The sequence below is a fragment of the Cupriavidus sp. LA-1 genome (assembly GCF_055385985.1).
The window spans coordinates 365,093-386,902 of sequence record NZ_AP031387.1; the positions used below are offsets into that span (position 1 = coordinate 365,093).

Genomic DNA, 21,810 nt, shown 5'->3' on the forward strand with positions numbered 1-21,810 from the left:
GCATGGCCGAGCGGCACGCCGGCAGGCGATCCGCAATGGCCGGGCCACGGGCAAGCGTGATCGCGCTGTACCGCGGCTGCCGGCGCAGCGGCGCGGCGGGCGGTACAAGACGATGGCGTTTGCCTGGGTTGGCTGGCTAGCCGGGAGAGGGAAAATCCGCAGCGGTGCGGCGCGCATGGATGGCGCCGCCGGTGGCACGGAAAGACACTCGCCCGCAGTTCTGCTGCGGGCGAGGCCGACGAGGCGCGGAGCCGGGTGCTCCGGGCGGGTCGTCGTTACGCAGCCCGCAGTGACATGGCATTCGCAGAGGTCGCAGTGCTGCTGCGGCAACTCGAACCCCCGATGCTACTGCCCACGTAATTTCTCCGGGATTGTGATGGCCGCGAGTGTAGCCCAACGGAGGGTGGCTTGTTAAGTGAAATCTCCGCGCAAGCGGCCGTCTGTTGCCCGCTCACGACCCGGGGCGTGCCCACCCCGGAGATCAGCCCAGCGCGCCCCGCAGCCGGCGCCACAGCAGCGGCGCCAGCATCACCGAGGACAGCGCCAGGAACATCAGCACGATGGCCGCGTAGTCCTGCCAGTGCGGCTGCTCGCCCAGCAGCCACATCCCCGAGAACACCCCGACCACCGGGATGAACATGATCGACAGGCTCGACACCACCGGCGGCAGGCTGCGCGCCAGCCCGAACCAGACCAGGTGGCAGAAGGCGAAGACCACCACCGCGTTGTACGCGATCGCGGCCCATTCGATGGCCGTGGGCAGGCGCCAGCCGTCTTCCAGCAGCAGCGAGCCAACCGCCAGGAAGGGCAGGGTCACGGCCAGCATCCAGAAGGTCATCGCGCCGATGGGCACGTCAGTCTGGGTGCGCTTCATCAGCTGGGTGCCAAAGCCCCAGCCGGCCGCGGCCAGCAGCATCAGCAGCGTGCCGGCGGGGCTGCCGGTCAGCGCGGCGAGCTCGCCCGACAGCAGCAGCACGGTGCCGGCCAGCGCGCAGCCGATGCCGATCCAGGCCCAGGCACTGATGCGCTCGCGGAAGAACACCAGCCCCCAGACCACCGCCCAGATCGGCATGGTGTAGCCAAGGATGGCGGCGCGGCCCGAGGACAGCATCTTGACCGCGCAGATCGCGAACAGGTGCCAGATCACCATGTTGGGAATCGCCAGCCGGACCACGGTGCCCCATTCGCGCCGCGGCACGGCCAGCGAATCGCCGCGCAGCCGCAGCGCCAGCCCCAGCGCCACCAGCCCGCCGCCCATGCACAGCAGGCGGAAGCCCATCGCCGGAAAGTGCGCTACGCCCACCTTCATGATGGGCCAGTTGATGCCCCAGGCCAGGGTGAGCACGACAAGCAGGAAGGTACCGCGGCGATCGAGAGACATGACGGGACGCGGCTGTGCGCGATGCCGCGCTTTGTTTTTGAGAGGAAGCGCAAAACGATAGCACGCAGCGGGTAAAATTGCCGAAAGCGACATATGCTGCAGGCATGAGAGGTTTTCACGCCGCTGCGGCCAACCGCGCCGGCCGGTCCAGTGAGGCGCCGGCGCCACCAGGATATTCCGAGTACCCATGACTTTCACCGAGCAGCTTGCTGCCGCCTGGCAGCGCAACGATTCCCTTCTGTGCGTCGGGCTCGATCCTGACCCGCAGAAGCTGCCGCTGTCCCTGACCGGGACGGGCGGCGCCATCTTCTCGTTCTGCCGCGAGATCGTCGACGCCACCGCCGACCTGGTCTGCGCCTTCAAGCCGCAGATCGCCTACTTCCATTCGCAGCGCGCCGAAGACCAGCTCGAGCAGCTGATCCACTACATCCACGACGCCCATCCCGGCATTCCGGTGATCCTGGACGCCAAGCGCGGCGACATCGGCTCGACCGCCGAGCACTACGCGCTGGAAGCCTTCGAGCGCTACCACGCCGACGCGGTCACGGTCAGCCCGTACATGGGCTTCGATTCGATGCAGCCTTACCTGGCCTACCCGGACCGCGGCGTGATTGTACTGTGCCGCACCTCCAACCCGGGCGGCTCGGACGTGCAGTTCCTGCAGGTCGACGGCAAGCCGCTGTACCAGCTGGTGGCCGAGGCCGCGCGCGAGCGCTGGAACACCACCGGGCAGATGGGGTTGGTGGTCGGCGCGACCTTCCCCAACGAGATCGCGCGGGTGCGCCAGATCGTCGGCGACATGCCGCTGCTGATTCCGGGCATCGGCGCCCAGGGTGGCGATATCGAAGCCACCGTCAAGGCGGGGCGCACCGCGGACGGCACCGGCATGATGATCAACTCGTCGCGCGCCATCCTCTATGCCAGCCGCGAGAAGGACTTCGCCACGGCGGCGCGCAATGTCGCGCTGCAGACGCGCGAAACCATCAACCGCTACCGCCACGGCTGAGCCCTGGCAAAGACAAAAAAACCGCGCCGGAGACGGCGCGGTTTTTTTATTGGGGGCGGAGATTGCCGGGAGCCGGCCTCAGGCCTCGTTCCGGATCAGCTCCAGCAGCCCGCGCATGGCGTGCTCGGCGGCCTGCCGGCGGATCTGGCCGCGGTCGCCGCGAAAGCGCTGGGTTTCCGTCAGGGTGGTGATGCGGTTGCTCCAGCCGAAGCAGACCATGCCCACCGGCTTATCCGGGGTGCCGCCGTTGGGGCCGGCCACGCCGGTGACCGACAGCGCCACCTGGGCGCGGCTGTTGAGCAGGGCCCCCTCGGCCATGGCGCGCGCCACTTCCTCGCTGACCGCGCCGTGGTCGCGGATCAGCTTGGCGGGCACGCCCAGCATGGTGGACTTGGCCTCGTTGGAATAGGTGACGAAGCCGCGCTCGAACCAGCCGGATGAGCCCGACACATCGGTAATGGCGGCGGCCACCAGCCCGCCGGTGCAGGATTCGGCGGTGGCGAGCATCAGGGATTTGTCGGCTAGGGCGACGCCGGCCTGGATGGCGAGCTGGTCGAGCAGGCGGCTGACGGACATGATGGATATGGGGTGGTGATTGGAAATCCGCTTCAAACGGCTGGCATTGCGCGGCGATCGTGGCTCAGAACGAGCGCCACAGCGCAAACACCAGCAGCGTGTAGAAGGCCGCGAAGATATCGTCGAACATCACGCCAAAGCCGCCGCGCAGGCCCGGGCCCTTGAGCGTGCGGTCATAGTGGCCGATCGGTGCCGGCTTGGCGATATCGAACAGCCGGAACCACAGGAAGGCGGCGAACTGCCCCCAGAAGCCGGTCGGCATGACAAAGGCCAGCACCAGCCAGAAGGCGACGATCTCGTCCCAGACCATGCTGCCGTGGTCGTGCACGCCCATGTCGCGCGCGGTGCGGGCGCACGCCCACAGGCCCAGCAGGAAGCCGCCGACGATGATCCACAGCCAGGTGGTGGGTTCGATCCACCGCGAGATCACCACGAACGACAGCCAGGCGAAGAGCGTGCCGACCGTGCCCGGCCCGACCGGGGACAGGCCCGAGCCAAAGCCGAAGGCGAGCAGGTGCGCCGGATGGGCCAGCATGAAGCGCACGCTCGGGCGCGTGACCTTGACGGTCTGGCCGGCTTCCAGGGTCAGGGCGGGGTCGCGCGGCGCGGCCCCGGGAGGGAAGGTGGACATCAAAGTTGGCTCGTGTGGTGCAGTGACTGCTTATGGTTATGGCCGGCTTGCGCTGCAATGCTCGCGGGACTCCCGTGCCCGCGCAGGCGCCGATGCCGATGCCGGCATCATGACATGCCTGTGACCCGGTGTCAGGGGGCAGCCATCAGGGGGCCGCAAAGTGGTCGAAGCTGGCGCCTTCGTAGCGGGTCGGGTTGCCGGCACCGTCGACCAGCCGCAGGCCGGCCTCCGGCGTGATCGTGCCGATACGCGTCAGCGGCAGCCCCAGGCGCTCGCTGATCGCGGCAATGGCGTCGCGGTTGCCGGCGGGCGCGGTGAAGCACAGCTCATAGTCGTCGCCGCCGGCCAGCACGCATTCGCGCTGGATGGCGTCCGGCTGGCCGGCCAGCACCGCCGAGCGCGGCAGCGCATCGACATCGACCAGCGCGCCCACCTGCGAGCGTTCCAGGATATGGCCAAGGTCGCCGACCAGGCCGTCGGAAATATCAAGTGCGGCATGCGCCACGCCACGCAGCGCCATGCCCAGCGCCACGCGCGGCGTGGGCGTGTCCATGCGGGGCCGGACCTGGCTGAACTCGGGTTCCGGCAGCAGCCATTCGCCGCGGCAGTCGCCCAGCGCCAGGCGGGCGTCGCCGAGGGTGCCGGAGATCCAGATGTCGTCGCCGGGGCGGGCGGCGTCGCGACGCAGCGCGGCGCGTAGCGGCACGTCGCCGAATACTGTCAGCGACAGCGTCAGCGGACCGCGCGTGGTATCGCCGCCGATCAGTTCGCAGCCGTGGGCGTCGGCCAGCGCCAGCATGCCCCCGGCAAGTTCGGCCAGCCAGGCGGGCTCGGCCTCGGGCAGCGCCAGCGCCAGTGTGAAGGCGCGCGGCTCGGCGCCCATGGCGGCCAGGTCGGACAGGTTCACGGCCAGGGCCTTGTGGCCGAGTGCGCGCGGTGCCACGTCCGGGAAGAAATGCCGGCCGCTGACCAGCATGTCGGTGCTGATGGCCAGGTGGTGGCCGGGGCGGCCTTCGATCAGCGCGCAGTCATCGCCCACGCCGAGCGCGGCCTTGCGCACCGGCCGCGTGAAATAGCGGCGGATCAGGTCGAACTCGGAAAGCTGGGCAGGCTGGGCGTGGGGCATCGTAGTAGGAGACCGGCGGCGGAAGGGCGCCATCGGGATGGCTGCGCGTTGCGGGAAGATGCTTGACGATTGAGGAACAATCCCGCGGTGTCCGCGCAGCGCATCAGGATGGGGCGCGCCCGGCATTTCAGCAAGATACTGCCGCGCACGACAGCCATGACCGCTCGGCGGTGCGCCGCTTCTGTCAGCAGGCGCTACGCTTGCTGGTATTGCCCCGGGGGATGGGGCATATTGTACCGAATCGCAAAGGTGCCCCAAGCAAAACGCTTATTGTGAAATAGTATTTCACTATATAAAATGCGGGGTTCCAAAGGAAGAGAAGGGCGGACACGTGGAGCCGGTCCGCCGATCGTCCCCGCCTCGTCAATGACGGCTCCACCGATTGGAAGATGCGCCGATGACCAGCCCTCAGCAGCCCCCGTCCCAAGACGATCTGAAACAGCAGCAGCGTGAGGCGCTGCGCAAAGCGGCGCTCGAGTACCACGAGTTTCCCACCCCCGGCAAGATCTCGGTCACGCCGACCAAGCCGCTGTCGAACCAGCGCGATCTGGCCCTGGCCTATTCGCCGGGCGTGGCCGCGGCCTGTGAAGAGATCGTTTCCGATCCGGCCAATTCCTTCCGCTACACCGCCCGCGGCAACCTGGTCGCGGTGATCACTAATGGCACCGCCGTGCTGGGCCTGGGCGACATTGGCGCCGCGGCTTCCAAGCCGGTGATGGAAGGCAAGGCTGGCCTGTTCAAGAAGTTTGCCGGTATCGACGTGTTCGATATCGAGGTCGACGAGAAGGATCCGGAAAAGCTGGTCCAGATCATTGCCGCGCTCGAGCCCACCTTCGGCGGCATCAACCTGGAAGACATCAAGGCACCGGAGTGCTTCTACGTCGAGCGCAAGCTGCGCGAGAAGATGAAGATCCCCGTCTTCCACGATGACCAGCACGGCACCGCCATCGTGGTGGCCGCGGCCGTCATCAATGGCCTGAAGGTGGTCGGCAAGGACATCAAGCAGGTCAAGCTGGTGGCCTCCGGGGCCGGCGCGGCCGCGCTGGCCTGCCTGGACCTGCTGGTCGACATCGGCCTGCCCATCGAGAACATCTGGGTGACGGACCTGGCCGGCGTGGTCTACGAGGGCCGTACCGAGCTGATGGACCCGGAAAAGGCGCGCTTCTGCCAGAAGACCGACAAGCGCAAGCTGGGCGAAGTCATCGACGACGCCGACATTTTCCTGGGCCTGTCCGCCGCCGGCGTGCTCAAGCAGGACATGGTCCAGCGCATGGCCGACAAGCCGCTGGTGCTGGCCCTGGCCAACCCGAACCCGGAAATCGCGCCGGAGCTGGTCAAGGAAGTGCGCCCGGACGCCGTGATGGCCACCGGCCGTACCGACTACCCGAACCAGGTCAACAACGTCCTGTGCTTCCCGTTCATCTTCCGCGGGGCGCTGGACTGCGGCGCCACCACCATCACGCGTGAGATGGAAATCGCCGCGGCCAATGCCCTGGCCGAGCTGGCACGCCAGGAGCAGAGCGACATCGTCGCCACCGCCTATGGCATCCAGGACCTGTCGTTCGGTCCCGAATACCTGATTCCGAAGCCGTTCGACCCGCGCCTGATCGTCAAGGTGGCCCCGGCCGTGGCCGAAGCCGCGATGAAGTCCGGCGTGGCCGCCCGTCCGATCGAGGACATGGACGCCTACCGCCTGCAGCTGCAGCAGTTCGTGTACCACTCGGGCACGGTGATGAAGCCGATCTACGCCGCCGCGCGCAAGGTCGAGATGGAAAGGAAGCGCATCGTCTTCGCCGAGGGCGAGGAAGAGCGCGTGCTGCGCGCGGTGCAGGTGATCGTCGACGAAAAGCTGGCCAACCCGATCCTGATCGGCCGTCCGGCCGTGCTGCAGCACCGCATCGAGCGCTTCGGCCTGCGCCTGCGCGCCGGCGTGGACTTCACCGTGGTCAACCCGGAACACGACGAGCGCTTCCGCGACTATTCCGACGCCTACTACCGCATGATGGCCCGCGAGGGCATCACGCCCCAGTACGCCAAGCTGGAAATGCGCCGCCGCACCACGCTGATCGGCGCCATGCTGGTGAACAAGGGCGAGGCCGACGGCATGATCTGCGGCACCGTCAGCAATACCGCGGCGCACCTGCGCTATATCGACCAGGTGCTGGGCGGGACCAACAAGGTTTACGCGGCAATGAACGGCCTGGTGCTGCCGGGCCGCCAGATCTTCCTGGTGGACACGCACGTCAACGTCGACCCGACCGCCGACGAACTGGCCCAGATCACGCTGATGGCAGCCGAGGAACTGAAGCGCTTCGGCATCGAGCCCAAGGTCGCGCTGCTGTCGCATTCGAACTTCGGCTCGTCCGAAGCGCCTTCGGCCCGCAAGATGCGCGAAACCCTCGCCATCCTGCGCGATCGCGCCCCGGAACTGGAGATCGACGGCGAAATGCACGGCGACAGCGCGCTCGACCAGAAGCTGCGCGACCAGCTGGTGCCGGACGGCTCGCTCAAGGGCGAAGCCAACCTGCTGGTGTGCCCGAACATCGATGCGGCCAATATCTCGTACAACCTGCTCAAGGTTGCCGCGGGCAACAATGTCGCGATCGGGCCGATCCTGCTGGGCGTGAAGGCCCCGGTGCATATCCTGACGCCGTCGGCCACGGTGCGCCGCATCGTCAACATGACCGCGCTGGTCGTGGCGGACGCCGCAGCCAAGCGTTAAGCCCCCTGCATGGCCAGCTGACAGGCCAATGTGACGAAAAGCCGGGTCCGCCCGGCTTTTTTTTCGTCCACATGTGCATGGTTAGTATGCGCACACATACGCTTAACATATTGAAACAATTGAAGAAATAGCGCTGCAACAGGGCTGGGATTGATTAATTTCGAGCATGCGCGTAACCTTACGCCTTTGATACAGGCGCTCGCCATGAGCGCCCCGGTGCGGCCGGCATCCATCGCGCTCCTCTACGGGTGGCGCAGGGCGCTGGCCAGGGTGGCCCGGACAGATCGTCTACCCAACCAGCGGCAGGCTCGATTTCCGGTTCAACCAAGACAAGCAACGTGGGTTTCCAAGTTCCTCTGATGCGGCACGCAACGCGCATGCTGGCCCGGTCCATGACCGGCGCGGCGCTGGTGCTGGCCCTGGCGCAGCCGGCGCTGGCACGCCAGGCGCAAACCGAAGAGGTGGGAACCATTGCTGTGCAGCAGTTGCCCAACGATGCACGGCAGACGCTGGAGCGCATCGAAGCCGGCGGCCCGTTCCCGTATGACAAGGACGGATCGAGATTCGGCAACTACGAACGCATCCTGCCGCAACGTGAACGCGGGTACTACCGCGAATACACGGTCAAGAGCGCCAGGAGAGGGAACCGGGGAGCCAGGCGGATCGTCTGCGGCGGGGAACAACGCGCTGCCAACGATTGTTACTACACGGAAGATCACTACAACAGCTTCAAACGGATACTCAAATGATGACTGACATTTTCGGATTGGGCGACGCCCTTGCCGCCCGCGAAGAGCGCGGCGCCGGAGATGGCTGGCAGCGGGCTCAGCAGCAGGCCCAGAACCTATACGACAACGTGCTGATGATGCCGAGCCAGGAGCTCATGCAAAAACTCCCGCCCGCGACCGCACCCGTGGCCATGCCCGCCGGTCCTGGTTGGAATGACGGCACCAGCGAGGGGGCCATGAACCTGTTCAAGACGGTGCGTCCGAACATCGTCCAGTCGATCCGCGCTTTCCGCGTGCCTGAGCTGGCCCAGGCGGCCGCCGATCTCGGGCAGCATTTCCTCTATGCCAATTGCGCCCATTGCGCGAGCAAGGCGGAGATCCTGGAAACCATCGCCACGTCGTTCACCTTCCCGAAGCATTTCGGCAAGAATTTCGACGCACTGGCCGACTGCCTGACCGACATGATCTACAAGGCCGGCCAGCAGCCGGGCTTCGTGATCGTGCTGGAGGGCCTGCCGATCGCGCAGAAATTCGACAAGGAAGCGCGCGAGGTGCTGCTTGACGTGTTCCGCGACGCCGCCGAGTTCTGGGGCGAGCGCAAGGTACAGTTCCGGGTGTTCTATTCGTTCGCCTGATCGTTTGCCTGACTGCGCTCGCCGGGTCGTTCCACGGCATAGCAAGCAAAAAGCCCGCTGATGCGGGCTTTTTGCTTGCTGGCGGGGGCAGTACTATTCCTGCGCCGGCAGGTGCCCATGCGGCGTAAGACGGTCGATCAGTTCCGGCAGGCCTTCGCTCAGGTGCGCGGCCACATCGTCCTGCGACATGCCCGTCGACTGTGCCAGCGATTCGAGCGCGCCGGTGTCGCCCAGCGCATTGCTCAGCGCCGACGGCGTGACCGGCTGGTTGGCGCCGCTGCCGATCCACGAATTCACCTGTTCGCCCAGGCCGGCCTGCGCCAGGATCTGCTGCAGCGCGCCGATGCCGCCCGCGGCCGCGCCCATTGCCTGGCTGTTGGCCGGTGCGCCGCCCTGGCCGCCCAGCAGGCCGCCGAGCAGCGAGCCCAGGTCGAGGCCGCCGGTGGCGGCGCCGGGCGCCGCGCCGGCACCGCCGCCGCCGAGCATGCCGCCCAACAGCCCGCCGAGGCTGCCCAGGCCGCCCAGGCCATCATCGGCCTGCGCTGCATCGCCGGCGGCGCCTGCCTGCCCGCGGCCGCGCATGGCCAGCGTCGCCAGCAGGCCGAGCGCCATCATCAGCTTGGGGTCGAGCCCGCCGGCACCGCCGGCCTCGCCGCGCGCGCCGCCGAGTTGTCCGAGCACGCCGCCCAGCACGCTATCGAGTAGTCCCATGGTCGACTCCTTTCAGTCAGGGTTGCAAGGTGACGCGGGGCCGGGATGGCCGCCGCCGTCAGAATCCGCCCAGCAAGGCGTTGAGGGTTGCCAGGCATGCCAGCCCGGCGGTTTCCGTACGCAGGATGCGGGGGCCAAGCGACACGCCGGTGAAACCCGCATGCCGCGCGGCCTGTTCTTCCTCGGGCGCGAGGCCGCCTTCCGGGCCGATCAGCAGCGTCACGCCATCGGCCAGCAAGGCCTCGCGCCGCTCGGCGACGAATGCCGGCAGGGACTGGTCGGCGCGCGGCGACACCAGCAGCCTGGCGCCGCCTGTGCCGGTCTGCGCCAGCCACGTCTCAAAGTTAGCGACCGGAGCGACCTCCGGCAAACGATTTCGGCCACATTGCTCGCAGGCAGCCTGCACCAGCGCCTGCCAGTGCGCCTGGCGCTTCTGTGCGCGCTCTCCCGCCAGGCGCACCACCGAGCGGCTCGCCTGCAGCGGCTGGATCGCGGCGACGCCCAGCTCCACCGCTTTCTCGATCAGCCAGTCCATCTTGTCGCCGCCGGCCAGGCCCTGCGCCAGCGTGACACGGAAGGGCGGCTCGGCCTCGGCCGCGTCATGCGCGCCGATGCGCGCCAGCGCGTGGCGCTTGCCCAGCTCGACCAGCGTGGCGGCATGGCTGCCGCCGCGGCCGTCGAACAGGATGATGGCGTCGCCCGGCGCCAGGCGCAGCACCTGCGCGTGGCGCACCACCGGTTCGGGCAAGGGGAAATCGGACTCGGCGGCCAGCACGGTGTCTGCGCCGCCAACGAAGAAACGTGGTGCCATCAGCTTGCCTGGTCCAGCGGCTTGCCGAAGCCCCAGCGGTAGCCGTCGGGGTCCTCGACCATGCAGTAGCGGTCGCCCCAGAACTGGTCGGCCGGCGCCATCAGGCTGACCGCGCCGGCGTCGACCGCGCGCTGGTGCATGGCGTCGACATCGTCGCAATAGACATAGAAGGTCTGCGGGCATTCCACGCCCAGCGAGCGCGGCGTGCGCGCGGTGCTGCCCCAGGCGCCTTCGGGCGCGAACATCACCACCAGTTGGCCCTGGTAGTGCATCTCGGCATGGGTCGGCACGCCGTTTTCGTCGACCACGTTGCCGGCGGCAAAGCCGAAGGCGCGGCTGTAGAAGTCCAGCGCGGCACGCCCGTTGGCGACGGTCAGGTAGGGGGTGAGCCAGGGGGTGTTGGCCGGTCTGGTCATGATCGTCTCCTGATTGCGGGAAACCCGGCGCGGCTGGCGGGCCGCGCGGTGCGAGAGTGCATCTTACGCGTGCCGCGCTACGCTGTCGAAGTGCGGCACGCCGGCGGCGGGGGTGTCGCCGGGGTGAAGCATCGGGCATGTCGGGGCCCGGATAGTTCCGATGCGGGGGCGCGGGCGCGCCAGGCGCCCTGCGGTGATCGCCCGGACTCCGCCGCGGGGGTGGTCCGGGAGTCCGGAAAACCCCCTAGCTTCTGCTAAAATTGCGGTTTTCCTGCCGCCAAGGCTCACGCCGAATCCGCCCGCATGTCCGCCCTTGCCCATCCCGCCACAAGTCCTTTTGCTTCCCAGCCCGCCAAGCTGATGGCCGACGCCATCCGCGTGCTTGCCATGGACGCCGTCCAGCAGGCCAATTCTGGCCACCCCGGTGCGCCGATGGGCATGGCAGACATCGCCGTGGCGCTGTGGGGCCGCCACCTGAAGCACAACCCGGGCAACCCGCAATGGGCCGACCGCGACCGCTTCGTGTTGTCCAACGGACACGGCTCGATGCTGATCTATTCGCTCTTGCACCTGACTGGCTATGCGCTGCCAGTCGAAGAGCTGAAGAACTTCCGCCAGCTGCACAGCAAGACCGCCGGCCACCCGGAATACGGCATCACCCCGGGCGTGGAAACCACCACCGGGCCGCTCGGCCAGGGCATCACCAACGCCGTCGGCATGGCGCTGGCCGAGCGCCTGCTGGGCGAAGAATTCAACCGCCCCGGCTTTGACATCGTCAATCACCACACCTATGTCTTCCTGGGCGACGGCTGCCTGATGGAAGGCATCTCGCACGAGGCCTGCTCGCTGGCCGGCACGCTCAAGCTGAACAAGCTGATTGCGCTGTGGGATGACAACGGCATCTCGATCGACGGCGACGTGGTGCACTGGTTCAACGACGATACCCCGAAGCGTTTCGAAGCCTATGGCTGGAACGTGATCCGCGGCATCGACGGCCACGACGTGGTCGCGGTCGACAACGCCATCGCGCGGGCCAAGGCCAGCGACAAGCCGACCCTGATCTGCTGCCGCACCAAGATCGGCAAGGGCGCGCCCAACAAGGAAGGCGGCCACGACGTGCACGGCGCCCCGCTGGGCGGCGCCGAAGTGCTGGCCACGCGCGAGGCGCTGGGCTGGGCCCACGCCCCGTTCGAAGTGCCGGCCGAGGTCTACGACGCCTGGGACGCCAAGGCCAACGGCCAGGCCCTGGAGCGCGCCTGGAACGCCCTGTTCGAATCGTATGCAGAGCGCCACCCGTATGAGGCCGGCGAGTTCAGCCGCCGCATGAAGGGCGAGCTGCCGGGTTCGTTCGATGCCGCCGTCGACGCCTTCATCGCCAAGTGCGAAGAGAAGGCCGAGACCATCGCCACCCGCAAGGCCAGCCAGAACACCATCGAAGCCTTCGGCCCGGTGCTGCCCGAGTTCCTCGGCGGCTCGGCCGACCTGACCGGCTCGAACCTGACCAACTGGTCGGGCAGCCAGGCCGTGCGCGTGGATGCCTGGGGCAACCATATCAACTACGGCGTGCGCGAGTTCGGCATGAGCGCCATCATGAACGGCATCACGCTGCATGGTGGCTACATTCCCTACGGCGCCACCTTCCTGACGTTCTCGGACTACAGCCGCAACGCGCTGCGCATGGCGGCGCTGATGAAGATCCGCACGCTGTTCGTGTTCACCCACGACTCCATCGGCCTGGGCGAAGACGGCCCGACCCACCAGTCGATCGAGCACGTCGCCAGCCTGCGCCTGATCCCGAACATGGATGTCTGGCGCACCGCCGACACCACCGAAACCGCCGTGGCCTGGGCCGAGTCGATCCGCCGCGAGAACGGCCCGAGCTGCCTGATCTTCAGCCGCCAGAACCTGCCGTTCCAGCGCCGCGACGACGCCACCCGCGCCAATATCGCGCGTGGCGGCTATGTGCTGCGCGACAGCGTCAACCCCAGGACCAAGCGCCCGGATGCCGTGATCCTGGCCACCGGCTCCGAAGTGGGCCTGGCCGTCGGTGCCGCTGACGCGCTGGCCGCCGAAGGCGTGCATGTGCGCGTGGTCTCGGTGCCGGCCACCACCGTGTTCGACAAGCAGGACACCGCCTACAAGGCCAGCGTGCTGCCGGCCGGCGTGCCGCGCGTGGCGGTCGAGGCGGGCGTGACGGACTTCTGGTGGAAGTACCAGGTCCAGGCGGTGGTGGGCATCGACACCTTTGGTGAATCGGCCCCGGCCGGCGTGCTGTTCAAGCACTTCGGCTTTACCGTCGAGAACGTGGTCCGCACGGTGAAAGACACCCTTATCTAAGCATCCGGGCGCTGGAGCCGCGCGGTGCGCCGCGCGGCAGACGCGGCGCCCACCGGTTTCAATCGATCCTCAGGAGATACAGTCATGACCATCAAGATCGGCATCAACGGCTTCGGCCGCATCGGACGCATGGTGTTCCGCGCCGCCGTCGCCAACTTCAAGGACATCGAAGTCGTTGGCATCAACGACCTGCTGGAGCCCGACTACCTGGCGTACATGCTGAAGTACGACTCGGTGCATGGCCGCTTTGACGGCGAAGTCTCGGTCGACGGCAACACCCTGGTCGTCAACGGCAAGAAGATCCGCCTGACCGCGGTCAAGGATCCGGCCGAGCTGAAGTGGGGCGAGATCGGCGCCGACGTGGTGGTCGAGTCGACCGGCATCTTCCTGACCAAGGAAGGCGCGCAGAAGCACCTCGACGCGGGCGCGAAGAAGGTGATCATGTCGGCCCCGTCCAAGGACGATACCCCGATGTTCGTGTACGGCGTGAACCACGAGTCGTACAAGGGCGAGGCGATCATCTCCAACGCCAGCTGCACCACCAACTGCCTGGCACCGGTGGCCAAGGTGCTGAACGACAAGTGGGGCATCAAGCGTGGCCTGATGACCACCGTGCACGCCGCCACCGCCACCCAGAAGACCGTTGACGGCCCGTCCAACAAGGACTGGCGCGGCGGCCGCGGCATCCTGGAAAACATCATCCCGTCGTCGACCGGTGCCGCCAAGGCCGTGGGCGTGGTGATTCCGCAGCTGAACAAGAAGCTGACCGGCATGTCGTTCCGCGTGCCGACCTCGGACGTGTCCGTGGTCGACCTGACCGTCGAGCTGGAAAAGTCGGCGACCTATGAAGAAATCTGCGCCGAAATGAAGGCCCAGAGCCAGGGCGCGCTCAAGGGCGTGCTGGGCTACACCGAAGACAAGGTTGTCGCCACCGACTTCCGCGGCGACGCCCGTACCTCGATCTTCGACGCCGAAGCCGGCATCGCGCTGGACGGCACCTTCATCAAGGTCGTGAGCTGGTACGACAACGAGTGGGGCTACTCGAACAAGGTGCTGGAAATGGTCCGCGTCGCGGCCAAGTAATTCCGCCACCGCAGTCAATAAAAACGCGCCCACGGGCGCGTTTTTATTTTTCCGGCGCGGCGGGGTTCAGCCGGCGGGGCGGGGCGCCAGCGGGCGCGCGTCGACCGCGGCACCGTCCACCAGGAAATGGCCGCCGGCCACATGGTGGATGGTGCGCAGGCCGTCATGTCCGTCGAAATGCCAGCGCCCGTCGCTGAACACGCGCGTATCCGCATGCGCGGCGACGACTTCGCCCAGGAACAGGTCATAGGTCTGCTGCGTGGCAGGTTCGGGCAACAGCCGGCATTCCAGCCAGGCCGCGCAGCCTTCGAGCAGCGGAGCGCCGACCGCCGCGCCGGCAAAGGTGCCGAGTCCGTAGGCGTCGAACTTGTCGGTGCCTTCCTGTTCCATCAGCGCCAGGCCGGAGCTGGAACCCAGCGCCTCGGTCAGGTCGACCTGGCTGACCGTGGGCACCTGCAGCACGAACTCGCCGCTGTCCTCCAGCAGGCGTCGCGTCCAGGTGCTCTTGTCCAGCACCACCGCCACCTTGGGCGGGGCAAAATCCAGCGGCATGGCCCAGGCGGCGGCCATGATATTGCGCTTGCCGCCGGCGGCCGCGCTGACCAGCACGGTGGGGCCGTGGTTCAGCAGGCGGTAGGCTTTGGGCAGGGGTACCGGGAGGCGAAAGTGTTCAGGCATGGCGCGGATTCGTGCCGTCAGAAAAGAATGATAAAAATGGAATCGGTATGCCCACTATACCCCGATGCGCGGGTACATGTTGCGGCGCGGGAAATGTACCCAAGTGCAATCAATAGCGCGAAATGCGCGCAATTTTTCAGATTTATGCCCTGGACAGCCATTTCAGAAATGCCGAATTTGCTTTCCGAGCTTGTTTTTTCCTCTTACACTAATAAGACGCTGTTGAAATCTGATGTGCAGCCAGTGCAAGTGGTGGGGCCATCTAGCTAAGAATAATCCGACCGAGGCCTGATCATGGTGAACGTAGACACGAAGCTCTTAGTGATCTTCACCGAACTGCTGAGCAAGCGAAACGCCACTTATGTAGCGGAAAAGATGCATATGACCGCGCCGGCGGTCTCGCACTCGCTGGGCAGGCTGCGCGAAATCTTTGACGATCCGCTCTTTATCCGCGTCCCGCACGGCCTGACGCCGACGCCGCGCGCGCTGGAACTGGGCCCCAAGATCCGCGACATGCTGGATCTGTGGTCGTCCATCAACGAGGGCGACGCCGACAATTTCGATCCGGCCATCGCCACCGGCACGCTCAGCATCGGCTTTGCCGCGGAACTGGGCGACACGGTATTCAACCGTTTTGTGCTGCGCGTCAAGCAACTGGCGCCGGACCTGCATATCAAGCTGGTCGAGTCCCATTCGTGGGAAACGGATGTCGCCTCGATGCGCGCCAATGAGCTCGACCTGGCATTTTCGCCATTCCCGACCCGCCACCCGGAAATCGTCGAGGAAATGGTGACGTCGCTGAACCTGTGGGTGTGCGCGCGCAAGGACCATCCGGTACTGAAGAACCACTGCACGCTCGAGCAATACCTGGATTGCGGCCATATCTTCATGGCGCATTCGGGCGGCGCGGGCCGTCCGGCGCCGTCGCTGATCCCGCTCGATTACGCGCTGCAGCAGCGCGGCCTCAAGCGCAATGCGACGCTGACGGTGCATTCCTGGCGGGCCCAGGCCGAACTGGCGGCGCAGACCGACATGATCTTCACGGTCAATGCGCTGACCAAGGACATGGCCTGCGAGACCTATGGCCTGAAGGCCTTCCCGCTGCCGGCGGAGCTGAACACCACGCTCGGCCTGAACATGTTCTGGCACCGCAGCCGCAACACCCATCCGATGCTGGTGTGGGCACGCAGCCTGTTCCGCCAGGTGGTGGGCGAGTTCGTCGGCCTGCCGCCGGGACGCCCGGCGCGGGTGGCGACCGAGCAGGACCTGCAGGATCTGCAGGCGCCCTGAGCGCGACAGGCAGCCAACAAAAAACCGGCGCCAGGCGCCGGTTTTTTGTTGCTCGTCTGCGCTCCGGTAGCGGAAGCGTGCGGGCTTATCGTTTGGGTCTGTGGGGACAGTCTGTCTTGGTGCAGTTGCCGTACAGCGACAGCGCGTGTTCCTGCAGGGTAAAGCCGCGCTCGCGCGCAATGCTTTGCTGGCGCTGTTCGATTTCGGAATCGAAGAATTCTTCGACCCGGCCGCAGTCAATGCACACCAGGTGGTCATGGTGCTTGCCTTCGTTCAGCTCGAAAATTGCCTTGCCGGATTCGAAATTGTTGCGCGACAGCAGCCCTGCCTGCTCGAACTGGGTCAGCACGCGATAGACGGTGGCCAGGCCGATATCCATATGTTCGTTCAGCAGGATACGGTAGACGTCTTCAGCGCTCAGGTGCCGCTGTTCGCTGGTCTGAAAAATTTCAAGAATCTTCAGCCGGGGCACAGTCGCCTTCAGGCCGATATTCTTGAGGTCCGCCGGACTCGGCATGTGGGTGACTCCCTAGAGTACAATGTCTGGATAGTTGAATCATAAGGGTTTTGGCAGCAAAAGTCGCTTGCGGCGGCGATGCCCCATGTGGGCTTCGCGCCCCGGCGCGCGTGCCGTCCCAAGTGGTTGCCGCGGCAGGCGCAATCTGCGTGTGTGGTGCAATCGGCGCATTTTGCGCCGTTTTTATGCCCGCGCAGCGGTTCTTTGCCGCAGTACTTTTCTTTCCCTCCCGGAAGCGAGATACATGCGTTCTATCCGTTCGTCCGCCATGCGCCCGACGCTGGTTGTCTCCCTGCTGGCCGCGGCCCTGCTGGCCGGCGCTTGCTCGGCCTACGATTCCACCTCGCGCAAGGTAGCCAACGCCATCACGCCGTACCGAATCAATATCGTGCAGGGCAACTTCGTTTCACACGAAGCCGCCGCGCAACTGCGCGAAGGCATGACCCGCGACCAGGTCAAGTTCCTGCTTGGCACGCCGCTGCTGACCGATGTGTTCCACGCCAACCGCTGGGACTACGTGTTCTCGTTCCGCCGCGGCAGTACCCCGGTGGTGCAGCAGCGCCGCTACACGGTGTTCTTCGAAGGCGACAAGCTGGTCAAGTTTGGCGGCGACGAGTTGCCGTCCGAGTACGAGTTGATTGCCGAAATCGACGGCATGAAGAAGGCGCTGAAGGAGCAGCGGCCGGGCAGGATTTCCACCAGCGCCGCGGCCGCCCCGGCCGAGCCGCAGACCACGGTGGAGAACTTTGTGCCGCGGCAGGCGCAGCAGCCGGCAGCCACCACGGGTGCGGCGCAGCCCACCCCCGCCGCGACCTCCGCCGAGGCTGCGGCCCCGGCCGCCGAGCCGGCCCAGGCCCCCGCGCCCGCCGAGGCACCCAAGCCGGCCGCCAACTGATCCGCCGCGCGGGCGTGCCGGCTGCGGCGCGCCTCCAGATTTCCGGGCCGGTCAGGCATGGCCGGCTCTTTCACTTTCCGCGCATCGCGCACATTCCGCTGAGCCAGACACCATGAACATCGCCATCGCAGGCGCATCGGGCCGCATGGGCCGCATGCTGATCGAACACGTGCTGAACACCGAGGGCGTGAGCCTGGCGGGCGCGCTCGACGTGCCGGGTTCGCCGGCGCTGGGCCAGGATGCGGGCCTGCTGCTGGGCCGCCAGACCGGCGTGGCGATCAGCGCCGACGTGCAAGCCGTGCTGGCCGGCGCGGATTGCCTGATCGACTTCACCCGTCCCGAAGGCACGCTGGCCCACGTGGCCGCGGCGCAGAAGCTGGGCGTGAAGATGGTGATCGGCACCACCGGCTTCGATGAAGCCGGCAAGGCCGTGCTGGCCGAGGCCGCAAAGTCAATCAGCATTGTCTGCGCCGCCAATTTCAGCGTCGGCGTCAACGCCACCTTCAAGCTGCTGGAAGTGGCCGCCAGGCTGCTGTCGACCGGCTACGACATCGAAGTGATCGAGGCCCACCACCGTTTCAAGGTCGACGCCCCGTCGGGCACCGCGCTGAAGATGGGTGAAGTGATTGCCGATGCCCTCGGTCGCGACCTGAAGACCTGCGCGGTCTACGCCCGCGAAGGCCACACCGGCGAGCGCGACCCGAACGCGATCGGCTTCGCCACCGTGCGCGGCGGCGATATCGTCGGCGACCATACCGTGATGTTCGCCGGCATCGGCGAGCGCATCGAGATCAGCCACAAGTCCTCCAGCCGCCAGTCGTATGCCGACGGTGCCGTGCGCGCCGCCCGCTTCCTGACCGACAAGCCCAACGGCATGTTCGACATGCAGGACGTGCTGGGCCTGAAGTAAGGCCTTCGCGCCTGGCCCCCGGGGCGGCAAGCCGGCCCGGTGCCACGGTTATAATCGAACTCTTTCGCATTGCACGCCGGGCGGGCGCCGCGACCAGCGCCCGCCGCTTACCTTCCAACGATTCCCCCGGATGCCGGCAGGCCAGTTGCCGCGCAGACGTTGTCCTGACTGCTGTCCCGACCATGCAAGACAAATACCTTCCTTCCGCCGTTGAACAAGCCGCCCAGCAGCACTGGCAAGCCATCGACGCCTATCGCGTGTCGGAGCATGCGGCCGGGGCCGACGGCAAGGAAAAGCCCAAGTTCTACGCCTGCTCGATGCTGCCGTATCCGTCGGGCAAGCTGCACATGGGCCATGTGCGCAACTACACCATCAACGACGTGATGGCGCGCTACCTGCGCATGAACGGCAACAACGTGCTGATGCCGATGGGCTGGGACGCCTTCGGCATGCCGGCCGAGAACGCGGCGCTGAACAACGGCGTGGCGCCGGCGGCCTGGACCTACGACAACATCGCTTACATGAAGAAGCAGATGCAGTCGATGGGCCTGGCCATCGACTGGTCGCGCGAGGTCGCCACCTGCAGCCCGGACTACTACCGCTGGAACCAGTGGCTGTTCCTGAAGATGCTGGAAAAGGGCATCGCTTACCGCAAGACCGGTACCGTCAACTGGGACCCGGTGGACCAGACCGTGCTGGCCAATGAGCAGGTCATCGATGGCCGCGGCTGGCGCTCGGGCGCGGTGGTGGAAAAGCGCGAGATCCCGATGTACTACCTGCGCATCACCGAGTATGCGGAGGAACTGCTGGGCGACCTGGACCAGCTGGGCTGGCCCGAGCGCGTCAAGGTGATGCAGCAGAACTGGATCGGCAAGAGCGTGGGCGTGCGCTTTGCGTTCCCGCACGACATCCCGGGCGAGGATGGCAAGCCGATCAATGACGGCAAGCTGTATGTGTTCACCACGCGCGCCGACACCATCATGGGCGTGACCTTCTGCGCGGTCGCCGCCGAGCACCCGCTGGCCACGCACGCCGCGCTGAACAACCCCGAGCTGGCTGCCTTCATCGACGAATGCAAGCATGGCTCGGTCATGGAAGCCGACATGGCGACCATGGAGAAGAAGGGCATGCCGACCGGCCTGCAGGTGGTGCACCCGCTGACCGGCGAGAAGGTCGACGTGTGGGTCGGCAACTATGTGCTGATGAGCTATGGCGACGGCGCCGTGATGGGCGTGCCCGCGCACGATGAGCGCGACTTCGCCTTCGCGCTCAAGTACAAGCTGCCGATCAGGCAAGTCATCGACGTGAAAGGCCAGGCCTACTCGACCGAAGCCTGGCAGGAATGGTACGGCGACAAGGAAAACGGCACCTGCATCCACAGCGGCAAGTACGACGGCCTCGGCTACCAGGCCGCGGTCGAAGCCATTGCCGCCGACCTGGGTGCCAAGGGCATCGGCGAGAAGAAGGTGACCTGGCGCCTGCGCGACTGGGGCATCTCGCGCCAGCGCTACTGGGGCACACCGATCCCGCTGATCCACTGCGACAGCTGCGGCGTGGTGCCGGTGCCCGAGCAGGACCTGCCGGTGGTGCTGCCCGAAGACCTGGTGCCGGACGGCACCGGCAACCCGCTGGCCAAGGATGCGCGCTTCCTGCAGTGCACCTGCCCGTCGTGCGGCAAGCCGGCGCGCCGCGAGACCGACACGATGGATACCTTCATCGATTCGTGCTGGTACTACATGCGCTATACCTGCCCGGACGCGGCCGCCATGGTCGATGCGCGCAACGATTACTGGATGCCGATGGACCAGTACATCGGCGGCATCGAACACGCCATCCTGCACCTGCTGTACGCGCGCTTCTGGACCAAGGTCATGCGCGACCTGGGCCTGGTCAGGTTCGACGAGCCCTTCACCAACCTGCTGACGCAGGGCATGGTGCTCAACGAGACCTATTACCGCGAAGACGCCTCGGGCAAGAAGCACTGGTACAACCCGGCCGAGGTCGACCTGCGCACCGACGAGCGCGGCCGCCCGGTGGGCGCCACGCTGATCGCCGACGGCCAGCCGGTGGTGATCGGCGGCGTCGAGAAGATGTCGAAGTCCAAGAACAACGGCATCGACCCGCAGGCGCTGATCGACCAGTACGGCGCCGACACCGCGCGCCTGTTCGTCATGTTCGCCGCGCCGCCGGAGCAGCAGCTTGAATGGAGCGGCTCGGGCGTGGAGGGCGCGTCGCGTTTCCTGCGCCGCGTGTGGAACCATGGCTTTGCCAACGCCGCGGCCATCCGCGACGGCGCCGCCGGCAATCCCACTGCCGAAGACGCCGAGCTGCGCCGCGAGATCCACGGCGTGCTCAAGCAGGCCAACTACGACTACCAGCGCATCCAGTACAACACCGTGGTGTCCGCCACGATGAAGATGCTGAACGCGCTGGACGATGCCAAGACCGCCTCGCCGGCCGCGCGCCGCGAGTGCTTCGGCATCCTGCTGCGCGTGCTGTACCCGGTGGTGCCGCACATCACCCACGGCCTGTGGGAGCAGCTGGGCTACGCCGCCGAAGCCGGCGACCTGCTCGACGCACCGTGGCCGCAGGTCGATGAAGCCGCGCTGGTGCGCAGCGAGATCGAACTGGTGCTGCAGATCAACGGCAAGGTGCGCGGCAGCATCACCGTGCCCGCCGACGCCGACCGCGCCGCCATCGAGGCAACCGCTGCCGCCAGCGAGACCGTGGCCAAGTTTGCCGAGGGCAAGGCGCCGAAGAAGATCGTGGTGGTGCCTGGCCGCCTGGTCAACGTGGTGTTGTAAGCTGGCCCCGGAACCTGACAAGGAATCGCCAAGAATGAAGCGACTGAACATGGGCCGCCGCAAGGTGCTCGCGGCAATGCTGGCGGTGCCGGCAACGGGCCTGCTGGCCGGCTGCGGCTTCCACATGCGCGGCAACTCGGATTTCGCCTTCAAGCGGCTCTATATCGGGATTCCGGCCAATTCGCTGATGGGCGCGGACCTGCGCCGCGCCATCCGCGGCGGCTCCGACACCCAGGTGGTGGTCGACCAGAAAGAGGCCGACGCCCTGCTGGACGTGCTGCAGGACACCCGCACCAAGACCATCCTGTCGATCACGACCGAAGGCGTGGTGCGTGAATACCGCCTGACGCAGCGTTTCACCTTCCGCCTGCGCGACCCCGCCGGCAAGGAACTGATTCCGCCGTCGCAGCTGATCCTGACGCGCGACCTGACCTACAACGAAGCCAATACGCTGGCCAAGACCTACGAAGAGGAGCAGCTGTACCGCGATATGCAGCGCGATATCGTGCAGCAGTTGATGCGCCGGCTGGCCGCCGTCAAGGCAATCTGATCA

The 21,810-nt window shown here is 66.6% G+C and carries 20 protein-coding genes; 11 read left to right on the forward strand and 9 right to left on the reverse strand.

Annotation, left to right across the window (positions count from 1 at the left end):
• Positions 1-481 precede the first annotated feature (481 nt).
• Positions 482-1,381 (reverse strand): DMT family transporter, encoded by a 900-nt coding sequence (locus ACZ5MJ_RS01820; RefSeq protein ID WP_464221937.1) that lies wholly within the window; start codon positions 1,379-1,381, stop codon positions 482-484.
• Between the two features lie 187 nt (positions 1,382-1,568).
• On the opposite strand from ACZ5MJ_RS01820, the gene pyrF reads away from it, so the two are divergent.
• Entirely contained in the window at positions 1,569-2,387 is an 819-nt protein-coding gene (gene pyrF, locus ACZ5MJ_RS01825) for an orotidine-5'-phosphate decarboxylase (RefSeq protein WP_432258226.1), read from the forward strand.
• Between the two features lie 78 nt (positions 2,388-2,465).
• Here pyrF and ACZ5MJ_RS01830 read toward each other — a convergent pair whose 3' ends face one another.
• The 3 genes from ACZ5MJ_RS01830 to thiL all read right to left on the reverse strand — a co-directional run bounded on the left by ACZ5MJ_RS01830 (position 2,466) and on the right by thiL (position 4,720).
• Positions 2,466-2,963 (reverse strand): CinA family protein, encoded by a 498-nt coding sequence (locus ACZ5MJ_RS01830; RefSeq protein ID WP_464221940.1) that lies wholly within the window; start codon positions 2,961-2,963, stop codon positions 2,466-2,468.
• 64 nt (positions 2,964-3,027) lie between these two features.
• Complete coding sequence (locus tag ACZ5MJ_RS01835) at positions 3,028-3,594, reverse strand: phosphatidylglycerophosphatase A family protein (protein WP_464221942.1); 567 nt, start codon at positions 3,592-3,594, stop codon at positions 3,028-3,030.
• Positions 3,595-3,739: 145 nt separating this feature from the next.
• Complete coding sequence (gene thiL, locus ACZ5MJ_RS01840; RefSeq protein WP_464221943.1) at positions 3,740-4,720, reverse strand: thiamine-phosphate kinase; 981 nt, start codon at positions 4,718-4,720, stop codon at positions 3,740-3,742.
• A 397-nt stretch (positions 4,721-5,117) separates the two neighbouring features.
• On the opposite strand from thiL, the gene ACZ5MJ_RS01845 reads away from it, so the two are divergent.
• The 3 genes from ACZ5MJ_RS01845 to ACZ5MJ_RS01855 all read left to right on the forward strand — a co-directional run bounded on the left by ACZ5MJ_RS01845 (position 5,118) and on the right by ACZ5MJ_RS01855 (position 8,805).
• Positions 5,118-7,442: an NADP-dependent malic enzyme gene (locus tag ACZ5MJ_RS01845; protein ID WP_464221945.1), complete on the forward strand. Its 2,325-nt coding sequence runs from the start codon at positions 5,118-5,120 to the stop codon at positions 7,440-7,442.
• 377 nt (positions 7,443-7,819) lie between these two features.
• Positions 7,820-8,191: a guanyl-specific ribonuclease gene (locus tag ACZ5MJ_RS01850; RefSeq protein WP_464221948.1), complete on the forward strand. Its 372-nt coding sequence runs from the start codon at positions 7,820-7,822 to the stop codon at positions 8,189-8,191.
• The gene (locus ACZ5MJ_RS01855) at positions 8,188-8,805 is read left to right on the forward strand and encodes a barstar family protein (protein ID WP_464221950.1); all 618 of its coding nucleotides are present in this window, start codon (positions 8,188-8,190) and stop codon (positions 8,803-8,805) included. The genes ACZ5MJ_RS01850 and ACZ5MJ_RS01855 overlap by 4 nt, the downstream gene beginning before the upstream one ends.
• Before the next feature lie 93 nt (positions 8,806-8,898).
• On the opposite strand, the gene ACZ5MJ_RS01860 is transcribed toward ACZ5MJ_RS01855, so the two are convergent.
• From ACZ5MJ_RS01860 to ACZ5MJ_RS01870, 3 genes are read right to left on the reverse strand one after another with little or no spacing between them, the layout of a single operon-like run.
• Entirely contained in the window at positions 8,899-9,516 is a 618-nt protein-coding gene (locus ACZ5MJ_RS01860) for a YidB family protein (protein WP_464221952.1), read from the reverse strand.
• Between the two features lie 58 nt (positions 9,517-9,574).
• Positions 9,575-10,327, reverse strand: coding sequence for a 16S rRNA (uracil(1498)-N(3))-methyltransferase (locus ACZ5MJ_RS01865; RefSeq protein WP_464221955.1), 753 nt, complete (start codon positions 10,325-10,327; stop codon positions 9,575-9,577).
• Positions 10,327-10,743: a VOC family protein gene (locus ACZ5MJ_RS01870; RefSeq protein ID WP_115216012.1), complete on the reverse strand. Its 417-nt coding sequence runs from the start codon at positions 10,741-10,743 to the stop codon at positions 10,327-10,329. Before ACZ5MJ_RS01870 ends, ACZ5MJ_RS01865 begins: the two co-directional genes overlap by 1 nt.
• A gap of 303 nt (positions 10,744-11,046) precedes the next feature.
• Between ACZ5MJ_RS01870 and tkt the strand changes: the two genes are divergently transcribed.
• Positions 11,047-13,080, forward strand: a complete 2,034-nt coding sequence (gene tkt / locus ACZ5MJ_RS01875; protein ID WP_464221957.1) for a transketolase — start codon at positions 11,047-11,049, stop codon at positions 13,078-13,080.
• 84 nt (positions 13,081-13,164) lie between these two features.
• The gene (gap, locus tag ACZ5MJ_RS01880; protein WP_010813209.1) at positions 13,165-14,163 is read left to right on the forward strand and encodes a type I glyceraldehyde-3-phosphate dehydrogenase; all 999 of its coding nucleotides are present in this window, start codon (positions 13,165-13,167) and stop codon (positions 14,161-14,163) included.
• 66 nt (positions 14,164-14,229) lie between these two features.
• On the opposite strand, the gene ACZ5MJ_RS01885 is transcribed toward gap, so the two are convergent.
• Positions 14,230-14,841, reverse strand: a complete 612-nt coding sequence (locus tag ACZ5MJ_RS01885; protein WP_464221962.1) for a flavin reductase family protein — start codon at positions 14,839-14,841, stop codon at positions 14,230-14,232.
• A 294-nt stretch (positions 14,842-15,135) separates the two neighbouring features.
• Between ACZ5MJ_RS01885 and ACZ5MJ_RS01890 the strand changes: the two genes are divergently transcribed.
• Entirely contained in the window at positions 15,136-16,131 is a 996-nt protein-coding gene (locus ACZ5MJ_RS01890) for a LysR family transcriptional regulator (protein WP_464221963.1), read from the forward strand.
• Between the two features lie 85 nt (positions 16,132-16,216).
• Here the strand turns inward: ACZ5MJ_RS01890 and fur are convergent, their stop codons facing one another.
• On the reverse strand, positions 16,217-16,648 hold the full coding sequence (gene fur, locus ACZ5MJ_RS01895; protein WP_464221965.1) for a ferric iron uptake transcriptional regulator: 432 nt from the start codon (positions 16,646-16,648) through the stop codon (positions 16,217-16,219).
• A 244-nt stretch (positions 16,649-16,892) separates the two neighbouring features.
• Here fur and ACZ5MJ_RS01900 point away from each other — a divergent pair, with 244 nt between their 5' ends.
• The 4 genes from ACZ5MJ_RS01900 (at position 16,893) to ACZ5MJ_RS01915 (ending at position 21,807) form a co-directional block, all read left to right on the forward strand.
• A complete protein-coding gene (locus ACZ5MJ_RS01900; RefSeq protein ID WP_464221967.1) occupies positions 16,893-17,543 on the forward strand; it encodes an outer membrane protein assembly factor BamE in 651 nt (216 codons plus the stop codon).
• A gap of 112 nt (positions 17,544-17,655) precedes the next feature.
• Complete coding sequence (gene dapB / locus ACZ5MJ_RS01905) at positions 17,656-18,453, forward strand: 4-hydroxy-tetrahydrodipicolinate reductase (RefSeq protein ID WP_464221969.1); 798 nt, start codon at positions 17,656-17,658, stop codon at positions 18,451-18,453.
• Between the two features lie 182 nt (positions 18,454-18,635).
• Complete coding sequence (leuS, locus tag ACZ5MJ_RS01910; RefSeq protein WP_464221970.1) at positions 18,636-21,257, forward strand: leucine--tRNA ligase; 2,622 nt, start codon at positions 18,636-18,638, stop codon at positions 21,255-21,257.
• A gap of 34 nt (positions 21,258-21,291) precedes the next feature.
• Positions 21,292-21,807 (forward strand): LPS-assembly lipoprotein LptE, encoded by a 516-nt coding sequence (locus ACZ5MJ_RS01915; RefSeq protein ID WP_464221972.1) that lies wholly within the window; start codon positions 21,292-21,294, stop codon positions 21,805-21,807.
• Positions 21,808-21,810 lie beyond the last annotated feature (3 nt).

Coding starts and splice junctions, on each gene's coding strand:
- ACZ5MJ_RS01820 (WP_464221937.1), bottom strand. CDS start 1,381: ATGTCTCTCGATCGCCGCGGTACCTTCCTGCTTGTCGTGCTCACCCTG.
- pyrF (WP_432258226.1), top strand. CDS start 1,569: ATGACTTTCACCGAGCAGCTTGCTGCCGCCTGGCAGCGCAACGATTCC.
- ACZ5MJ_RS01830 (WP_464221940.1), bottom strand. CDS start 2,963: ATGTCCGTCAGCCGCCTGCTCGACCAGCTCGCCATCCAGGCCGGCGTC.
- ACZ5MJ_RS01835 (WP_464221942.1), bottom strand. CDS start 3,594: ATGTCCACCTTCCCTCCCGGGGCCGCGCCGCGCGACCCCGCCCTGACC.
- thiL (WP_464221943.1), bottom strand. CDS start 4,720: ATGCCCCACGCCCAGCCTGCCCAGCTTTCCGAGTTCGACCTGATCCGC.
- ACZ5MJ_RS01845 (WP_464221945.1), top strand. CDS start 5,118: ATGACCAGCCCTCAGCAGCCCCCGTCCCAAGACGATCTGAAACAGCAG.
- ACZ5MJ_RS01850 (WP_464221948.1), top strand. CDS start 7,820: ATGCTGGCCCGGTCCATGACCGGCGCGGCGCTGGTGCTGGCCCTGGCG.
- ACZ5MJ_RS01855 (WP_464221950.1), top strand. CDS start 8,188: ATGATGACTGACATTTTCGGATTGGGCGACGCCCTTGCCGCCCGCGAA.
- ACZ5MJ_RS01860 (WP_464221952.1), bottom strand. CDS start 9,516: ATGGGACTACTCGATAGCGTGCTGGGCGGCGTGCTCGGACAACTCGGC.
- ACZ5MJ_RS01865 (WP_464221955.1), bottom strand. CDS start 10,327: ATGGCACCACGTTTCTTCGTTGGCGGCGCAGACACCGTGCTGGCCGCC.
- ACZ5MJ_RS01870 (WP_115216012.1), bottom strand. CDS start 10,743: ATGACCAGACCGGCCAACACCCCCTGGCTCACCCCCTACCTGACCGTC.
- tkt (WP_464221957.1), top strand. CDS start 11,047: ATGTCCGCCCTTGCCCATCCCGCCACAAGTCCTTTTGCTTCCCAGCCC.
- gap (WP_010813209.1), top strand. CDS start 13,165: ATGACCATCAAGATCGGCATCAACGGCTTCGGCCGCATCGGACGCATG.
- ACZ5MJ_RS01885 (WP_464221962.1), bottom strand. CDS start 14,841: ATGCCTGAACACTTTCGCCTCCCGGTACCCCTGCCCAAAGCCTACCGC.
- ACZ5MJ_RS01890 (WP_464221963.1), top strand. CDS start 15,136: ATGGTGAACGTAGACACGAAGCTCTTAGTGATCTTCACCGAACTGCTG.
- fur (WP_464221965.1), bottom strand. CDS start 16,648: ATGCCGAGTCCGGCGGACCTCAAGAATATCGGCCTGAAGGCGACTGTG.
- ACZ5MJ_RS01900 (WP_464221967.1), top strand. CDS start 16,893: ATGCGTTCTATCCGTTCGTCCGCCATGCGCCCGACGCTGGTTGTCTCC.
- dapB (WP_464221969.1), top strand. CDS start 17,656: ATGAACATCGCCATCGCAGGCGCATCGGGCCGCATGGGCCGCATGCTG.
- leuS (WP_464221970.1), top strand. CDS start 18,636: ATGCAAGACAAATACCTTCCTTCCGCCGTTGAACAAGCCGCCCAGCAG.
- ACZ5MJ_RS01915 (WP_464221972.1), top strand. CDS start 21,292: ATGAAGCGACTGAACATGGGCCGCCGCAAGGTGCTCGCGGCAATGCTG.